This window comes from Oceaniferula marina, assembly GCF_013391475.1.
Taxonomy (GTDB): domain Bacteria; phylum Verrucomicrobiota; class Verrucomicrobiia; order Verrucomicrobiales; family Akkermansiaceae; genus Oceaniferula; species Oceaniferula marina.
Window position 1 is genome coordinate 484,542 of record NZ_JACBAZ010000002.1, and the last position, 18,746, is coordinate 503,287.

Consider the following 18,746-nt stretch of genomic DNA (forward strand, 5'->3'; position numbering starts at 1 on the left):
ATTGACTCAAAACAGGAAACAAAACATGACGAATAACAAGGTAATCGCGACACTTTGTGCAGTTACGACAATCGCAAGCGGTTGCGGAGTCCAAGCTGCGGAGCCACCTATAGAGAACAAGCCAAACGTACTGTTTGTCCTGATCGACGACTTTGGTTGGAAAGACGTTGGCTACAACGGTTCTACGTTTTACGAAACTCCGGAACTCGACAAGCTGTCCAAGGACTTTATGCGGTTTGACCGGTGTTACACCCCCAGCCCCATGTGCTCTCCCACCCGAGTCAGTATAATGACCGGCAAGAACCCGGCCCGCCACGGCGTTACCCAATGGTTGCCTGGGAAAGCGACATGGCCGAATCACCCGGTTGCGCATCAACGCGTTATCTGCAAAGTGCCAAAGAGCCCAGCCATCAAAAATTCGGAAGTAACACTTGGAGAGGCACTGCAGAAGGTCGGATATGAAACGGCATTCTATGGCAAATGGCACATGGGACCATTGAAGAAGACAGGGGGGCCGAAGGCTCACGGATTCGACAGTCAGATGGCTGTCATCGAAGCCAACAGGTGCGCCATGTTCTATCCATTCAGAGGACATCCGGAGTATTTTCCAGCGGCCAAAGAAGGCGACAATTTCACTGACCTTCTCACGAATAATGCCATTGAGTTTGTCAGTAAGAAGCGGGATAAGCCGTTCTTCCTTTACCTAGCCCACTTTGCCATGCATGCCCCCATTGCGTCAAAGCCGGAACTGGAAAAGAAATTTGCAGAGAAAGCCAGGAAACTTTCACCCATGTCGGAAGACGAATTAAAGGTTAAGGATTCTCATGCACATCAGCCCTATAACCGGCGTCAACAGTTCCCCGACTACGCTGGCGAGCTTGCCACACTGGATGAGAATATTGGCAAACTGATCCAGTCACTGAAGGATACAGGCCAATATGACAACACCATCATCTTCATCACCGGCGACAATGGTGGGCGCACCGCGTTCTTCCATAGTTCGCCGACTGCCGTCCAACCCTTGCGCGCCGGCAAGACTTTCACCTTCGAAGGCGGTCTCAGAACTCCACTTCTGATCCATTGGCCGGGAGCCACCAAACCCGGCATGCACACTCAAACGTCAGTCACCAGCACCGACTTTTACCCAACCATCCTCGGCATGCTCGGCTTGCCACTTCAGCCGGAACAACACAAGGATGGCGTCAGCTTGCTCCCGTTGTTCAAGGACCGTAAGTTGTCTCGAAATGCTATGTATTGGCATTTCCCTCACTACCAAGGCGAAGGCAGCTATCCGAGCAGTGCTATCCGTCAGGACGACTTCAAACTGATCGTCAACTATCATCTCAAAGACGTACAACTATTTAACGTTGTCGACGATATTGGTGAGACCAATGACCTTGCCGGTAGCATGCCGGAAAAGGTTAAGGTCATGAGAAATAAACTGATGGATTATCTCAAGGAAACGGGTGCGCACATTCCGACCGACAACCCAAGATACAATCCCAAAGCAAAGCCCATCCCGGCAAAGAAGGCTAAGGACGCCAAGGAAAAGAAGAAGTAGAAATCCAGGGTGATGGCCACACTGCCGAGCTTTCTCCACCTACAGAACCGTTCTCCCGCGCTTCAACATTCTGTTGGCAAGGAAGACCTCTGGAACGACACCAAGGTCGTTGCCTTGGTCGGGTTGGTATAGAATGAAAAGGTTAACGGATGATCTCAACCAACTTCGAAGCCAGCCCTCATGGGCGCACATCAGCATACCAAACGCATTCAGATCATTTGTTTGGCTCAGTTTGATTGTCGAGTGCTCTCCATTGATATTAATATGTAACCAAAAGGGGGGAGTAACAAAAATTTCATAAGTTTGTGTTATTTCCGGGCGGCTAGGACATTTAGAGAGTATGGCATTAAGTTACTATAATGAAAAACGAGCAAATCATACGCGGCATCGCACAGCGGAAGTAAAAAACAAAAAGTAATAATCTTTAATAACAATAATATGCATACAAAACATTTCATTTTGATTTTAGTCTTACTAACATCTATAAGTATCCCATGTTTCTCCCAGGAGAAAGATCTTACATGGGAAGAATTACGCGAGCATTATGAATGTCCAAGCTGGTTTGCTGAAGCCCGGTTTGGTATTTGGGCACATTGGGGAGCGCAAACACAGCCTGAAATGGGTGGCGGTTGGTATGCTCGGCATATGTATCAGCAGGACGTTGGAGGACAGCAATGGGGAAAGAATGCCTACGAGTACCATTGTAAAACGTATGGACACCCTTCAGAAATAGGATTCAAAGATGTAATCAATGAATGGAAAGCAGAAAAGTTAGATACCGACGCTCTACTAAAGTATTTCAAGAGCATAGGAGCTAAGTACTTTATGATTATGGCGAATCACCACGACCGTTTTGATAATTTCAATTCAACACATCATAAATGGAATTCTGTAAATATAGGACCAAAGCGTGATATCGTTGGAGAATTTGAAAAATCTTCAAGAAAATATGGGCTCCCTTTCGCTGTAAGCTCGCATGATGATCGATCTCTTAGCTGGTGGTTACCTGCATTTGGTGCAGATAAAAGCGGACCCTACAAAGGGGTTCCTTATGATGGACACATGACCAAAGAAGATGGTATTGGGAAATGGTGGGAAGGATTTGACCCATCTGAGCTTTATGGCTTACCTCCAGAAAAGAGAACGCCCGAATGGATTAAACAGATGAAGGAAAATTGGGTTTTACGTCATAAAGAACTGGTGACAAAATATGATATAGACATGCTTTGGTTTGATGGCGGGGGGTTCCCGTATGGAAATTATGGAAAAGAAGTATGCACAACTTATTATAATCATAGGCTGAATGAAGATGGTAAATTAGATGCTGTGGTGGTTGGTAAATTTAAGAATGAACCATCAACAATCGGTGATGTTGAACAAGGCGGATCCAACAAAATACTTCCTTCTCCTTGGCAAGGTACAATCACATTTAACAGTTGGTTTTATAAGAAAGACAGACCAAGCAGATATAACGCTCGCGTAGTAATTGAAATGTTGGCTGACATGAATAGTAAGAATGGAAACATGTTGTTGAATGTAGAGTTATTGCCAGATGGTACCATACCAAAAGACCACAAGGTAATTCTCGACGAGGTCGGAGCATGGGTTAATCTAAACAGTGAAGCTATTTACGCAAGTAAACCATGGAGGATTTATGGTGACAATCTTGATTCTTATAAAAGGGATCCTGAAAGAAAGAATATTAGTGAAGTTGATGTGAGAGGTCTTAAAAAGAGAAAAGATAACACTCATTTTAACTCAAGAACCATAAATAGCCCGGCTTTTGGAAACGATGAGGTGCGCTTTACAACAAAGGGCGATGCATTGTACGTTTTTGTGCTTAATCCGAAAGAAGGAGAAATTGAACTAACGTCGCTGGGCTCAACGTCAACCAACAACGCTAAAAAAATTAGTTCCATCAAAATGTTGGGAAGCGATTCTGTAATTGAGTTTAAACAATATCCCAAAAAGTTGGTGCTTAAAGTCCCGGGCAAGCGGCCGAGTAAGTATGCAAGCGTTTTTAAAGTTGAGTAGTTGTTAGTAGGTGTTGAAGGAGCGTGTCTCATTCTTAAGCCGCCGGCCGCAGTTACATTAACCTTGGCTGCTCCTGCTGACCTGCTGGATAATACCGACTTCTGCTATGAAGTTAAAACGGGCATTGAGACACAATTTCCATTGACTGACCGCCGCCAGAAAAAGTGGTCCATGTTGAGTGAGAGGATTTGCTAACATCCAAATCCAAACAACATGAACAAACAGAAAGGACAAAACCCGAGGAAATCATCCTTCTATTACGCGAATGCGATGCCAGTGAACTGAGCCAGGAGAGCTTCTGTCAGCAGAAGCAAATATCCGTGGCTATCCGGCACCGATGGCGCAAGAAGTATGGAATGATGGACGTGGCAGACGCGAAGAGGCTCAAGGCGCTTGAAAAGGAAAACGCCACCTTTTTCAACTAACAAGGTCTGATTTACCAGACGCATCAGCCATATAATCTCACACAAAGCAACAAAAATACATATGAAATCACTAGCAAGTTTTTTGGTGTTCTATGCCATCTTGACCCTTTCACCTCAGGCTAAGGAAGAATCTTTTCAGATCGTCCATAAAAGCAAGAGTGTTCCCATCATTTTCGACCGTAATGATGCTGAGGTTGTCGCGATTTCGAGCAACGCGATGGCGGAGGATATAAAACTGATTACCGGTATCCGGCCTGAAATTTCATCAAAACCAAAGCCGGATGCCTCAGCGGCTATCATCATCGGCACACTGGGCAAGTCCGCAATGATTGGGGATCTTATCGACAGGGGGAAAATCTCAAAAGGATTACTGGATGGAAAATGGGAAACATTCCTGATTCAGATCGTCAAAAACCCATTTCATGGCCTGGATCATGCGTTGGTTATCGCGGGTAGTGATCCGCGGGGTACGGCATTTGGTGTCTTTGAGCTTTCCAAGCGTTTGGGCGTATCACCATGGGTATACTGGGCTGACGTCAAACCTGCCAAGCGTAGAGATTTGACAGTTACACTCAATCAAGTCGTTATGGGGCCGCCTTCGGTTAAATATCGCGGCATCTTTCTGAATGACGAGGACTGGGGGTTGCAGCCGTGGGCTGCAAAGAATATTGATACAGACATCAAGGATATAGGCCCGAAGACCTATGCCAGAATATTCGAGTTGATGTTGAGATTGAAGGCCAACTATGTCTGGCCCGCGATGCATAAGTGCACCAAGGCATTCTTCTATTATGACGAGAACCCCAAGGTCGCGGCTCAATACGGCATCGTCCTGGGGGCGACCCACTGCGAACCAATGCTCCGTAACAATGTGGATGAGTGGCAGAAGAACTTTTTCAAAGAGTACGGAAGCAAACCGGGTCCATGGCGTTACGACACAAATGAGAAAGAAATCAAGAGATACTGGAACGACCGTGTCAAGGAGGTCGCAGACCGAAAAGTGGATGCGGTATTCACTGTTGGAATGAGGGGGATCCATGACGGTAAAATGCCGGGACCGAAATCGACTACAGGAAAAATCAAGTTAATGGACAAGGTTATTAAGGATCAGCGAAACATGATTGCTGAACACTTTAAGCGAGACTTTTCCGAAATCCCCCAGATATTCTGCCCTTATAAAGAGGTGCTCCAACTCTATCAGCAGGGAGCGGAGGTTCCGGAGGATGTGACCATCGTCTGGGCGGATGACAATCATGGCTACATCCGCCAGCTTTCGACGCCGGAGGAGCAAAAGCGCTCAGGGCGCAGCGGAGTCTACTATCATCTGTCCTACTGGGGGCCCCCGGAGGACTACCTGTGGCTCAGCTCCGTCTCGCCGACATTGATCTCCTACGAAATGAATAAAGCGTATGCTTACGGTGCAGACCGTCTCTGGGTCTTCAACGTTGGGGATATCAAACCCGCTGAACTGGAAACTGAATTCGCAATGGATCTGGCGTGGGATATAGAGGCATGGCCGCCCGAAGAGGCGGCGGATTATGTTGAGCAGTGGGCCGCACGAACACTTGGTCAGTCATTCGCCGGCGAGGTTGCTGAAATTAAAGCGGAATACTACCGACTGGCCGCGTCAGGTAAACCCGAGCATATTAATCTCGTTTCGTTTTCAGAGCAGGAAGCGGGAAGGCGGCTGGAAGCGTATCAGGCGATCGAACGTAAAGCAATTGACCTAAAAAAACGCATCCCGGCTCACCTCCAGAATGCCTACTTTCAGTTGATCTACTACCCCGTTATCTGTGCCGCGAAAATGAACGAAAAGCATCTCTATGCCAGGATGGGAGATCATGGCAGGTCCCAAGATGCCCACAGTGAGATCAAAAAACTCACCCAAGCCTACAACAAGGAGCTCGCAGGCGGCAAGTGGGATGGCATGATGAGCATGAATCCGCGCAACCGTCCGGTCTTCGGAATGCCGAAGATTCAAAATAGAGAGACGCCACAGGAGGCATCCAACACCTCCATTAAGACCATAAATGTTAGTGAATTGCAGTTTGACAGCAGTAAGCTGCAGGTTATTCGGGGCCTCGGTGTGGATGGGGAAAGTCTGTCGCGTATCAGGTTTGATGGACTAAGCTACGAGGACGCAGGAAACGCGCCCACCGCATCGATTCGGCTGAACCTGCCCGCCGGCCTGCGCCGCATAAAGCTGGTCTGTGTTCCCACTCACGCTATTCATGAGGGGCGCTCGTTGCGCTGCTCCGTTAAAATAGATGGCCGTCAACACAAAGTTCTAGACGTAAATTCAGGTTCCAAATCGAAAAAGTGGACAAAGAATGTGATCCGGGGGTATTCCTCGGCAGAGGTCGTATTTGATCTGAAAAAGGGAGGGAGTGTAGACCTGCAATTGGCCTTACTTGATCCCGGCTTGGCCATCAGCAGTATTGTGGTTTATTGACAGAATGCGAACAAGGCAGTGCAGTCAACGAGGACAAGCCGCCTAACTGACCTTGGACGTTATGCAAAAAATGAAACCAATATTAATCCTAATCGCCCTTCTCATGTTGTCTAGTTGCGGAGACTCGACACGCAAATCTAATGCCCTTGAACAATGGATTGGCACAGAAGTTACAGTCTACTTTCGGCGAGACATGTTAGGAGCGGCAGGCTCTCCGATCGGTCCTACAACCACTTAGCTCAACAATTCGAAGGTTTCACTCAAAGGGAAGATCATTACAGTTCATCATGATGGCATCTTCTTCGAAAGCCATCACAAGGCGAATTCTGGTGATAAGAATCTGAGACATTCCGTTTTTTGGATACCAAACGAATCTGTACTTGTCACCTAAAAACAGTCCGTTTTTAGGTGACAAGTACACTCCTGCTGACCTGCTGGATAATACCGACTTCTGCTATGAAGTTAAAACGGGCATTGAGACACAATTTCCATTGACGTTTATCCCGGACAATTTGAAGTTAAGAAGAAAGACAAGGTTATCAAAATGAAACATTATTTATTACGTGCGACATTGGCAGCTATGGCTACACTCGGATCAGCGGCAGCCGCACCGGAATCACCCGATCTGCTTGAAGGTTTAAACGCCCGACTCCAGCACGTGGGCTACGCAATCAATGATCCAGAATTTCATATTTGGGGATGTTCGCCCATCATGGATATTGAGGGCAAGGTACATCTCTTCGTAGCCCGTTGGTCCAGCAAACACAATCACTTTGCCTGGAAGACTCATTGCGAGATCGCTCACTATGTTGGCAACAAGCCTGAAGGTCCCTTTGAGTTTTCTGACATTGTAGTCCAGGGAACAGGTGGAGACGAATGGGACTCTAAGTCTCCCCATAACCCCTGTATCCGAAAAGTGGATGATAAGTATGTTCTGCTTTACATCGCAAATAGTGGTAAACCATTCCCTGCAAGTCAGCGCATAGGCATGAAAATATCCGATTCCCTCTATGGTCCTTGGAAGAAAATAGGCAAGGATGGGATGGTATTGGCTCCATCGACAGACCCCAAAAGCTGGACACATAAGTCGGGTTGCGGCGTCAACAACCCGGCATTTGTCAAATCCGATGATGGTCGCTACTTTCTTTACTTTAAATCCCAAACACTAGAAGAGAAGCCCAAGAAGATGGGCCTTGCCATCGCCGATAAACTGGAAGGTCCTTACATCATTCAGGAGACACCGGTCACGAATAATAAGAGTGTAATAGAAGACGGTTACGCCTTCAGATATAATAACCATTTCTTTATGATCACAACCGACAATCATGGCATGTTCAATCGAGGTGGCGGTCTCCTTTGGCGGTCAAAAAACGGATTGACTTTTGATCATGTGGAACCGGCCTTCCTACTAATGGATCAGTATATACCGAAATCCATGTTCATAAAACCAACATTCGTCAAAGGCAACAATTATAAATTTGAACGACCACAGGTTTTATCTATAGAGGGTAAACCGTCGTATATCTACATGCCATCACAATGCAACCTTGAAGGAAACAAGGTTTCCGCTTCCTTTATATTGAAAATCACACCGGGAAATAAATAGAAGCAATTTCAAGCACGTCTGACCGCCGCCAGAAAAAGTGGTCCATGTTGAGTGAGAGGATTTGGTAACATCCAAATCCAAACAACATGAACAAACAGAAAGGACAAAACCCGAGGAAATCATTCTTCTATTACGCGAATGCGATGCCAGTGAACTGAGCCAGGAGAGCTTCTGTCAGCAGAAGCAAATATCCGTGGCTACCCTGCACCGGTGGCGCAAGAAGTATGGAATGATGTCCACAGTCTAGGTGTTGAAAGCTTGGATTGAACTCTTGGATTTTCTTCACAGAAACTTGTCATGTTCATGGTTAACTCTATAGACTTTGACCATGGCATCAGTTACAGAAAAAAAAATGAAGACGGCGAGGCAGGCATTGCAGTCTGAGAATTTTCGTGTGGCAGCCTCGCATTACCGGAAGCTTGTCAAGGTGTATGCCAACCATCCCATTATTTTACTGGAGGCTGTTCGCGCATTGACTCATGTAGGTGATTTGAAGTTAGCTCGGCAACTATTAAAACAGGTCGAAGCTTTAAAATTAGTCGAGTTCGTGGTGCCTATGGCATCTGGATACTTTAAAATGGGCGATTATGGCGAGGCTTCTCGAATCCTGAGAGAATCGTGGACAGAGACGCAGCGTGCTGATGTCGGGATAGCCTTAGTAGAGGTTTGCGAGAGAATGGGTGAGTTGACCGAATGTATGGAGATTTTGAACCAGCTTCCAGCAGAGTCTGTTCGAGCAGAATTGTTAAAGGGAGTGATTCACTCACGACAAGGAGATGTAGATACTGCTCAAGTCAGTTTTGAGAGTATTGTAAGTGGTAAGTATGCTCGGGTTGATCAAGGGACAACGTTGAGGGCATCTTTGTTATTGGCGATGTGTTATGAACAACAAGGACTTTACCAGAAAGCTTGGACGACGATGACTGGCGCTAGACGAGATGCATACCCAGAGGCTAGTGTTGAACAAGTCATGGATGCTCAATGGCAAAACGATCTTGAGCTTTCAAATAGAGTTTATGATGGTTTTGAGTTGCCTTCTAACAAGTCAGCAACTGATGGTCTATCTCCAGTTCTAGTAGCGGGACACCCTCGGTCTGGCACCTCAATCGTTGCTGTTCATTTAGCCAAGGAATTGCAATGTATCGGTCTGGATGAAGTTGGAAGTTTTATGAGAGTATTAGATGGTGGTCGCTATCTCAGTAAAAATCCGAGCAGTCTAAAGCTCAGCGATAAACAGAAGATTCAGAAACAATATGCCGATCAAATGCAATTGTTTGTGCCTGGACTATCCCAAGACCAGCCATGGCTTGATAAAAATCCAGGAATGGAATGGTGGGCTCCCTACTGGCTGTCTGTATTTCCTGAGACGCAAATCTATTTGGTGAGACGTCACCCTTTGGATTGCTTACTCAGCTGTATGTTTACCTATCTACCTTTAAATGCTTTTTCCTTGCAGTTTTATACTGCTGAGCGGGCCGCTCGTTCGATTCAAGCTAGCTTGCAAATTCAAGAGCGCTTGATTCAAGCGGCTCCGGATGTGGTTCAGGTGATTCAGTATGAAGATTTTGTGATATCCCACAGGGGCAAGCAAATTGAAGATAGCAGTCTTTCACTTGGAGGAAGTCAGAACTCTCCTAACTACGCCGCAGCAAAAGAAAAAGTGCATAGCAAACAAGTTCAACGCTATGAAAAATATTTGGAGTTATTGCCTCCCCATCTGGTGGATCAATTGACTCAGTATGTGTAAAAAAACGCTCGGAACTAAAGCTCCGAGCGTTTGAGAGTGAAATTAATTTTGGGTGTTCCTTTACTTGCGACGGCGCAAGATCAAAGCCAATCCACCAAGACCAAGCAGGGCGGCAGAAGAAGGTTCAGGAACAGCTGTTAAACCTATGTTGTCTACGAAGACGTGGTTGCCATCGGGGCTGTTAGCGGAAGATAGTTGGATCTGATATTCACCACCCACCGTTGCAGTGAAGTTTGATGAAACAAATTGAATGGTTCCGTCTGTGGTGTCTACAAATGTACCAACGGTGATGTCATTTCCTGTATTGGCACCCGTGCCAATCAGTTCTACGAGGAGTTCAGCACCCAGATTACTTTGACCATAAAGCTCGGTGGTAAACTGGTATTCTTGAGCGACGGTTAGATTGATGCCAGTCTGGATGAGTCTTTCAGGCACTCCGTTTGGGTTCCCGTTACTTGCAGCATCGAGACGAACCGCGTAGCTGCCAGAAATGACGTCATCTTTTCCCTGATCGGTTACAGACCAAATACGGGTTTCACCAGGTCCAGTAGTCCAGTTGTCAGGTAGTGAGGCTCCATAGGTGGGAGGACCATAATTGAGGTCCCCTAGCTCAGAACCAAGACTGTAGTTGTGAAAACCGCTGAGACCAGTTTCGAAATCACCGTTGATGATGAGGCTAGTTGCAGCTGAAGCGTTGGCGACCAGAGCCATCGCAGATGCGGAGATGATATATTTAAGTTTCATTGTATTGTTATATTGTATTTTTTCAGGATGTTGAAATTAGCTATTTTGTCTGTTCACCGAAGGAAAATAGCCATTTGTCATGCAATAATTACACATAATTATGTATGCTGGTGAACTGGTGTAAAGTATGTAATTTGGGAATTCACCCCAATAATCTGGGATGTATTGACCATGACCTTCGCTGATGTCCCTTCAGCTCGTCTCGGGTGAAATTTGTCTAAACTTTCCGGGTGAAAGTTTTGTCTGAGTTTTAAAAAAGGAGCTTAATGTGGAGTCATTCATAAATCCTGTTTCGGTCGCAATTTGAGTGATTGTCAGTGAGGTGTGCTGGAGTAGATACTTGATTTGACCGAGGCGGATACGTGTCAATTCCTGACTGACGGTCCTCCCGAGTTCATTTTTAAAGTCCCGATCTAATAGTGAACGAGATACACCCACTTCTTCGGCTATTTGTTCGGTGGCGATTGACTGACCGTAATGCTTGCGCATGTAGCGGACTGCATTGGCTACATGCTCTTTATTGAATGCAATCAGGTCTGTAGATGGACGTTCAATGATTTGAATGGGTGGAATCTTTTGATGAAGTGGCACCGAGCTTCTCTGATCAATCAATTGCTGAAGCGTATGGGCACCCTCATAACCATGTTTATCTAAGTTTGGGGAGATCGAAGAAATTGAGGGGACTCCCATTTGACAAATCAACGGATCGTTATCGACACCAAGAATGATGACATCTTCAGGAACTTTGATGTTGTTGATCCTACAGGCTGACGAAACATCCAGCGCTCGCACATCATTACAAGCGAATATGGCGATGGGTTTGGGGAGTGACTTGATCCATGCGGTTAGGTCGAGCTCTCGGTTTTCTCTCCATGCTTCGCGCTCGATAATGGACGAAGTTTGGGAAAGTTGGTGGCTGTAATTATGAACGGTGAGTCCATGCTTTTCAGCCTCTTTCTGGAATGCTTTGAGCCTTTTATCTGAGAAATAAATGCCACTGTAGCCACAGTAGGCAATTTGATGAAAACCCGCTTGTAAAAAGAAACCGAGTGCCATTTTGGAGACCGCTTGATGGTCGACATCGATGGTAGAGATCCTAGGGTGTTTGATTTCCCCAAGAAGATCGACAGTGGGGATGCCCCTGCCGGAGAGCAATTGAGCATCCTGTTTGTGGGTGATCCGGGTGATAATTCCGTCCCAGTTGTGTTGATCCACCCAGTCGGCAAGTTTCATCTGCAGCGTGCTTTCATGGTAGAAAAGCTGCCAGTCATCACGCTTGGCCGCAAAATCGCAAATCCCCTGAATCAATCCACGACCGAAGGCTCGAGAGCTTTCGACTGAGACTGCTATCTTTTTGATTTTCATGGCTCATGAAGGGAGGGGGGATAGCGTAGGCTCTATTTTACGCCTGTCATTTTTATTCGCTTGTCTTTTGCTGAATGATTGGGTGCGTTTGCAATTCTCACTTTCGGGGTGGTGCCGTTATTTGAAGTGATGGTGGCGGATTTGAGTTTTCCGTTGGCCCATTCCATATCGATCTCGTAGTTGCCACGGGCTTTGAGTCCTTTGATTTTGCCATCGGGCCATGAGGATGGAAGTGACGGCAGTAGGTGGATTTCTCCGAGGTGAGACTGCATTAGAAGTTCACAGAATCCGGAGGCGTAACCGAAGTTAGCTTCGATCTGGAAGGGTGGGTGAGCCATCAACAGGTTCGGGTAAGTTCCTCCGGCGTAGTTCATAACAATCTGAGTGGTTTTGCAGACTCGGAGTGAGTTTTGTAAAATGCGGTGGGCGCGGTCGCCATCGTTGAGTCGAGCCCAGAGGTTGATTTTCCATCCTATGGACCATCCAGTGCCATCGTCACCCCGGGCATCGAGTGAGGTGGCGGCTGCTTTGGCTAACTCGGGAGTGGTGAGTGGGGCGATCTGTCGTCCCGGGTAAACGGCAATCAGGTGCGACAGGTGGCGGTGTTGGTTCTTAGGGTCATCCCGGTCTTCCATCCACTCTTGGAGTTGCCCCCATTTTCCGATTTGGGGTCCGAGAAGTTTGGATCGCATCTCGGTGACTTTTTTGCGGTAATCGGCATCGATGTCGAGATCGGTAGATGCCTCGATGTAGTTGGTGAAGAGATCATACATAAGCTGGTCTTCGTAGGAATTGCCGGGGAGTTTAGGGCCGTGTTCGGGAGAAACACTCGGGGGGCTGATGAGTTTGCCGTCTTTGGTTTTGATCGCGTAATCCTCCCAAAATTCACAGAGCTCCTTGAGGATGGGGTAGGCTGTGTTTTTGAGATAGCTTTTATCGCGGGTGTAGGCGTAGTGGTCCCAGAGATTTTGGGCGAGCCATGCAGCATCCCCAGGCACCCAGAGGTAGCTTGACCCTCCGAAGATGCCATTTTCCGAGCGAGTCGCCCAGCCGCGGATATGATCGCCAAATTGTTTTTTAGTGGCATCGATCCGAGCACCGCGCACAGAAAATTGGTAATCGGCAAGCGGTTGGAAACACTCTGAAATATTTGTTTGGTCGACAAACCAGTAGTTCATCTGGAGATTGACATCCGAGTGGTAATCGCAGCGCCATGGTGGATTGATACTTTCATTCCAGAGACCTTGAAGGTTGGCTGGTAATGACCCTGGACGCGAACAGGCAATCATCAGGTAGCGGGCATAGTGCAGCTGGAGTGCCTCTAACGATAGGTCAGAGCGTTCGCTTTGGTAAGCAGTCAAGCGTTGGTCAGTGGGTAACTTGCTATTTTTTCCATCGGGTAGCCTGACCTCGAAGCGATTATAGAGCCGTTGGAAATCGGCAATATGTTGTTTTTTAAGTTCGCCGTAGGGAGTTTTGGCGGCTGTCGTGATTTGTCGGCTGATCCGCTGGTGGGGGTGTTCACCCTTCCATCCTTTGTCTCTTTGGTTGAGGTAATTGGTTCCTGCGCCGACGATGACAGTGAGGCTATCACATCCTTTAAAAGCAATTTTCCCTTCGTGAATTTTAATTTGTCCACCTTCGTTGATGACCTTGACCTGGGATTCGTAGTCGAGAGCGATTTGGTAGGTGGGTTTACTTTGGCGTTCTGTTTTTGGGTATTTATAACCGACTAAATCACCGCTGGCGGTGAGAGTTGTTCCTTCACCTTGAATCTTAGCCTCGTGTAAATCAGTGAGTTCGATGGTTCCGGTGTGAGCTGCTTTTTGGTTGGCCTCAAATCGAAACACCATGACGCCAGCGGGAGCACTTGAAAAGGCCTCGCGTCGGTAATTGACTCCGTTATAGGTGTAGGTGGTTTCGTGAACGGCTTGTTGAATGTCGAGCTTTCTACGGTAGTTCGAATACTGAGTGGTTGATTGAGCCTGGATGTTGAGATTGATATCAGCGACCTGAAAATGAGTGCTTGTTTTGCTGGCTTCAAAAATAAAGCGGTAGTGCGCGTAGGCGGTTTTATTTTTGATTTTAAATGTTTTGGTCTGTTTCCGCTTTGGCCATGGTGGGATGTCATTTTGTTGATCGAGAGTATTCCAGTTTCTTTGGTCGTTAGATCCTTGAAGTTTCCAGGTGCTTGGATCGCGATCGGGAACGTCGTTGCCGGAGACGATGCTGTATTCTGTGAGAGGTCTGGCTTTGCCTCCGACTTCGATAATGGCGACAATTGCTTGGTTTTTATGTTCAAAACACCATTTGCTGTTGGCGTTATTATCAAATGCCTGATCGATGCCTTCACCTCCGCTTTGCCCCGCATTTGGGCTGTTAAATTTCAATGAAAAGGCCTCGGGGTGGAGTTGAATAAAGACATCACCAAACCCTTGGTAAGATCCCGTGTCACCTTCATCACCAATCCACAGACTGTCTTCGTTGAACATGATGCGTTCACGTTCGACTTGGCCAAAAACCATGGCCCCGAGTTTGCCGTTTCCGATAGGAAGGGCTTCGGTTTGCCAGTTGTCAGCCGGTTGCTGGTACCAAAGTGTGTGACTGGTGGGGGATGCTACGGTACTGAAGCTGCTTGTTATAAGAGTTGCTATTGCGAGCGTAAGCGGACAAGAAATGATATGGGGCTGTTTCATGTTAAATGCTATGTAAGATTGAGTTCGATTGAAGGGGATGAATGAAGGGGGGGGCTGGATATCGCATGAATGATCATCATGCGACGTTTGATGACTTTATTAATTATGACTCTACCAGTAATAGTGGTGAGGCATATTTGCTCCAGTAACCATTATCGTCCTTTGTATTTAAGGTTGGGTGTTGGTAATTTGGCTCCTACCTCTTTGTGCCAGGCATGTAATTTTTCGAGAAGTTCTTTGGTTTTGGCTGATTGGGATTCTGCAAGATCGGAGGTTTCGCCGATGTCATTTCTGAGATTGTAAAGTTCGACATGCTTGTCTTCAAAAAATTCGATAAGTTTCCAATCTCCTTGTCTTATGGCAGAGCTTGGTCGTCCGCCTAGCCCTCCTGAGTAATGGGGGTAATGCCAGTAGATCGCCCTTTCTGCGGTATCATTACCTTTTAACAAGGGCACGATGCTCATTCCGTCGAGGTGTTGCTGTGGCTGAAGAGGGGCGCCTACGAGTTCCAATAGAGTGGGGTAAAAGTCTGTACTTGTGACAGGGGTTGTACATGTTGATCCAGCAAGGGTGACTCCTGGAGCTTTAATAATGAGGGGTTCTCGAATGCCTCCTTCATAGATCCAGCCTTTGCCAGCTCGTAGTGGCAGGTTGGAAGTAGGATGGGCGCCATCGGTTGAGACGCCACCGTTATCTGACATAAAGATCACAACGGTATTTTTATCGAGCCCTAGCTCAGTTAGTTTGCTAAGAACTCGACCAACAGCAAGATCCATACCCTCCACCATGCCTGCATACACGGCATCGTTTTGATTGAGGCGGACTTTTTTATTGGCTTCGACTCCCCACTGGGTCTCTGGCTTTTTTTTCGTATCGTATTTCTTTTTGAGATCAGGTCTTGAGATCTGTGGGCTATGCACTGAATAGAAAGATAGATAAGCGAAGAAGGGCTTATCCTTGTTCGTTTCCATGAATTGAATGGTTTCGGATGCCAAGCGGTCGGGCAGATGTTCACCATCTGGGCCATTTGAGAGGCGTGGATTACCATAAGGAGAGAAGTATTTTTTACCTCCATAGGGGCCACCTGCTGAGTGCCCACCTTTGTTGATGTCGAACCCTTGATTTTCAGGCCAGAATTGAGGGCTGTGCCCGAGGTGCCACTTTCCTGCGAAGAACGTTGCGTAGCCCTGTTCTTTAAGTGCCTCAGCCAGTGTCTTTTCTTCCAGGAGCATTCTACTGATGTAAGGAGCTGGCTGCAAAATGGTATTTCTATTGTACTTTGGTCCTGGCTGGGGACCTCCAAAGTATTCAGTGTTCCCTGTCCTTCCTGGGTTTTTTCCTGTTAGGATGCTTGATCGTGTTGGACTGCAGACAGGAGAGGCCGCATAGCCATCGGTGAAACGCATACCTTGTTTGGCTAGGTTGTCGATGTGAGGCGTTTCGTAAAAGCTGCTACCGTAGCACCCCACGTCACTCCAGCCTAAGTCATCGACCAAGATGAATAGAATGTTCCTGTGTGTGGTTTGATTTGCTGATACGGAGGAGGCTCCATGTGAGATACATCCTGTTAGGAGGAGGGTGAAGGCAGTGAGCAATTTTTTTTGAAAGATGAGTTTCATGACTTTGTTAATTAGGAACTTAGTTTGAGATCAGGGTAATTGTTTGATCTGGCTGTAAAATTACAGTGATGACCCTAAAACTGGAGTGTCATTGGCATTCCAGCAGAAAGCTTCACTGTTTTTGTGCTGTTCAAATAACGAACTTGAAACGTCCCCCCGCGTGCTGAGGTAAGAGTGACCTTCAGCTTGTCAGGAGACCAATTAGCATCGATGCTTACACCGCCCCGAGCGCGGAGACCCATGAATGAGCCGGTATTCCACTCCTTCGGCAGGCTAGGTAAAAGGTGGATGACCTCATTATGGCTCTGCAAAAGCGCCTCGACCATTCCAGCCGTGAATGCTCCATTGCCATCCATGCAATAGGGACGGGCACCCCACTTTTTACATAAGTTAGGTTCTAGGCCTTTCTTCATGAAATCCAGCAAGGTTTTGTAGAAGTTCTCAGGTTCTTGAAAACGAGCCCAAAACCCTAACATCCATCCGCGTTGCCAAATAATGCCGCCGGGTCCAAAATCGCCCTTTCCACCGGTCAAGCGGTGCACCAGCGATTTTCGGACAGCTGCGGCTTCTTCCGGATTTCCCTCTTTCGTGATTCGCTGACCAGGGTGAAAGCCGTAGAGGTGCGACACATGGCGATGCCTGGGGTCATCCTCTTCGCGCTCTTCCCTCCATTCCATCAAGCGCCCGTCCTTGGCAATGCGCGGAAGAGCCAACCTCGGCAAGGCCTCTTTGACCCGGACAGTAAATGCGTCATCTATCCCCAAATCCTTGGCTGCTCTCAAGCAATTGGTATAGATTTCATAGGCAATCTCCTGATCAATACTGATTCCGTAATCGACGGTGGTTCGCTTCCCTTTATAGACAAAGCCGTTTTCAGGAGAACCTGAAGGACCGAGCATCAGTTTGCCCGTTTGAGGATCGGTTATGCTGTAGTCCAGATAAAACTCGGCCACGGCTTTCATGATAGGCCATGCGCGGTTTCGTAGGTAAACTTTATCTCCGTTAAAGGCATAGTGCTCCCAGACATCCTGAGTGATCCATCCCATGCCGCCGATCCATTGCATCGCATAGTAGTTCATGCCAAAAGGGTGAGTATTCAACCACCCATCCACATTTAATGCGCAGACAGCACCCGAGCATCCAAACACATCATTCGCCGTTTTCCTAGCATTCGGCAAAAGGTCTTCAATCAAGTCGATCAACGGCCCATGACATTCGCCCAGTCCGGTAAGTTCGGCAGGCCAATAGTTTTCAGAAATGTTAATATCAAGATGATAGGCGCAATTGTATCCCTTTGCTCCATAGCTACCCGGCCAAATGCCGTGTAAGGTTGCCGCTTGGGTTCCGGGGCGGGAACTGTTAATCAAGAGATAACGTCCCATATGGAACATTTGTTCTTCAAGATCCACGTCTCGCTCACCCGTTTTGTTGATTCGGCTGACACGCTCATCAGTCGGTAGAGCACGTTGTGCCTGCGTTGAAGTCCCCAAATCAAGAGTAGCCCTCCTGAAGAGTTCCCGATGCTCATCCATGTGCTCCTCGAGCATTTGCCGGTAGGGGCGCTTGCTGGCTTTTGCGAGCTGTTGCTGGCACGTTATCGCCGGATCAGGCCCGCTAACCGTTCCTTTCTTAAAGTTGGTCGCCGCTGTAAGGATAAGAACCACTCTATCAGCACCTTCTACATGAATTGATTTCCCTTGAGTCGTCATCTTGCCACCCGTCGGGGTAATTTTCAGTTGGGTTTCGAACTTAAGCCCGGCCTTCACGGGATCTCCAGTACCGCGTAATACCAAGGTATCCTGGCCTTGAGGTAAAACAAAACTCTCTGAATTGTAAAACTTGATAGAGCTCCGTGCCATCTTCTTTGTGATCAGTTCACGTGCAAAATTCACATCGAAGGTTAGACGTCCCGGCTGATCGCAATCCAATGTCATGATAAGCGCCTGATCAATAACGGAAACAAAGGTATTTCGTGTGAACGTTGCTCCTCCGGATTTATACGAAACTTTGGCCACGGCCGAATCAAAACTCAATTCGCGGCGGTAATCGGAAACTTCCCCGTGATTAGCGAAATTCAGATACAGTTCACCCATCATTTCTTGACGCCGTGGCCAATAAGGCAAAAGCATCTCTTTTGAGACGTCCTGTGCTTCATCAAACTTACCTTCGGTCAATAGCTTGGTCAGATTAGGGACATGCTTACTTGCCCCCTCCCTGCCTGAGGGTTCCGGGTATCCCGCCCATAATGTTTCCTCGCTCAAATGAATTTTTTCAGTTTCAACGCCGCCAAAAACAAGAGCGCCAATTCGACCATTTCCCAACGGCAATGTTTGACTGCGTTTTGTGGCTGGTTGGGTGAACCAGATTTTCATTTCCTCAAAATTTCTTGAGGGCGATGCCGGTTCAGACGCTTCGCCTATGGATGTCGAGCAGGTGACACAGCCCACAAGAAGAGACAGAAACGCATGATTATACTTGGTCATATTTTTTAAAATTT

General features: G+C 47.2%; 12 protein-coding genes. 7 read left to right on the forward strand and 5 right to left on the reverse strand.

All coding sequences use genetic code 11. The annotated features are described in order from the left end of the window. Positions 1–25 precede the first annotated feature (25 nt). From HW115_RS06535 to HW115_RS06555, 7 genes are all read left to right on the forward strand, one after another. Positions 26–1,561 carry a sulfatase gene (locus HW115_RS06535; RefSeq protein WP_178931784.1) on the forward strand — a complete coding sequence of 512 codons (1,536 nt, stop codon included), beginning with the start codon at positions 26–28 and terminating at the stop codon, positions 1,559–1,561. 438 nt (positions 1,562–1,999) lie between these two features. Then, a complete protein-coding gene (locus HW115_RS06540) occupies positions 2,000–3,595 on the forward strand; it encodes an alpha-L-fucosidase (RefSeq protein ID WP_178931785.1) in 1,596 nt (531 codons plus the stop codon). Between the two features lie 188 nt (positions 3,596–3,783). After that, complete coding sequence (gene tnpA, locus HW115_RS20325) at positions 3,784–4,020, forward strand: IS66 family insertion sequence element accessory protein TnpA (protein ID WP_425498133.1); 237 nt, start codon at positions 3,784–3,786, stop codon at positions 4,018–4,020. 61 nt (positions 4,021–4,081) lie between these two features. Continuing rightward, the gene (locus tag HW115_RS06545; RefSeq protein ID WP_178931786.1) at positions 4,082–6,472 is read left to right on the forward strand and encodes a glycosyl hydrolase 115 family protein; all 2,391 of its coding nucleotides are present in this window, start codon (positions 4,082–4,084) and stop codon (positions 6,470–6,472) included. A gap of 544 nt (positions 6,473–7,016) precedes the next feature. Continuing rightward, positions 7,017–8,078: a glycoside hydrolase family protein gene (locus HW115_RS06550; protein ID WP_178931787.1), complete on the forward strand. Its 1,062-nt coding sequence runs from the start codon at positions 7,017–7,019 to the stop codon at positions 8,076–8,078. 61 nt (positions 8,079–8,139) lie between these two features. Further along, positions 8,140–8,325, forward strand: coding sequence for an IS66 family insertion sequence element accessory protein TnpA (tnpA, locus tag HW115_RS20330; RefSeq protein WP_425498134.1), 186 nt, complete (start codon positions 8,140–8,142; stop codon positions 8,323–8,325). Between the two features lie 81 nt (positions 8,326–8,406). Next, positions 8,407–9,825: a sulfotransferase gene (locus HW115_RS06555; protein ID WP_178931788.1), complete on the forward strand. Its 1,419-nt coding sequence runs from the start codon at positions 8,407–8,409 to the stop codon at positions 9,823–9,825. A gap of 60 nt (positions 9,826–9,885) precedes the next feature. Here HW115_RS06555 and HW115_RS19735 read toward each other — a convergent pair whose 3' ends face one another. From HW115_RS19735 to HW115_RS06580, 5 genes are all read right to left on the reverse strand, one after another. Beyond that, a complete protein-coding gene (locus tag HW115_RS19735) occupies positions 9,886–10,569 on the reverse strand; it encodes a PEP-CTERM sorting domain-containing protein (protein ID WP_227021327.1) in 684 nt (227 codons plus the stop codon). Between the two features lie 192 nt (positions 10,570–10,761). Next, positions 10,762–11,934: an AraC family transcriptional regulator gene (locus tag HW115_RS06565; protein ID WP_178931789.1), complete on the reverse strand. Its 1,173-nt coding sequence runs from the start codon at positions 11,932–11,934 to the stop codon at positions 10,762–10,764. A 32-nt stretch (positions 11,935–11,966) separates the two neighbouring features. Beyond that, positions 11,967–14,630 (reverse strand): glycosyl hydrolase family 95 catalytic domain-containing protein, encoded by a 2,664-nt coding sequence (locus HW115_RS06570; protein ID WP_178931790.1) that lies wholly within the window; start codon positions 14,628–14,630, stop codon positions 11,967–11,969. A 152-nt stretch (positions 14,631–14,782) separates the two neighbouring features. Next, entirely contained in the window at positions 14,783–16,249 is a 1,467-nt protein-coding gene (locus HW115_RS06575) for a sulfatase (RefSeq protein ID WP_178931791.1), read from the reverse strand. Positions 16,250–16,323: 74 nt separating this feature from the next. Then, the gene (locus HW115_RS06580; protein ID WP_178931792.1) at positions 16,324–18,732 is read right to left on the reverse strand and encodes a glycoside hydrolase family 95 protein; all 2,409 of its coding nucleotides are present in this window, start codon (positions 18,730–18,732) and stop codon (positions 16,324–16,326) included. Positions 18,733–18,746: the final 14 nt, after the last annotated feature.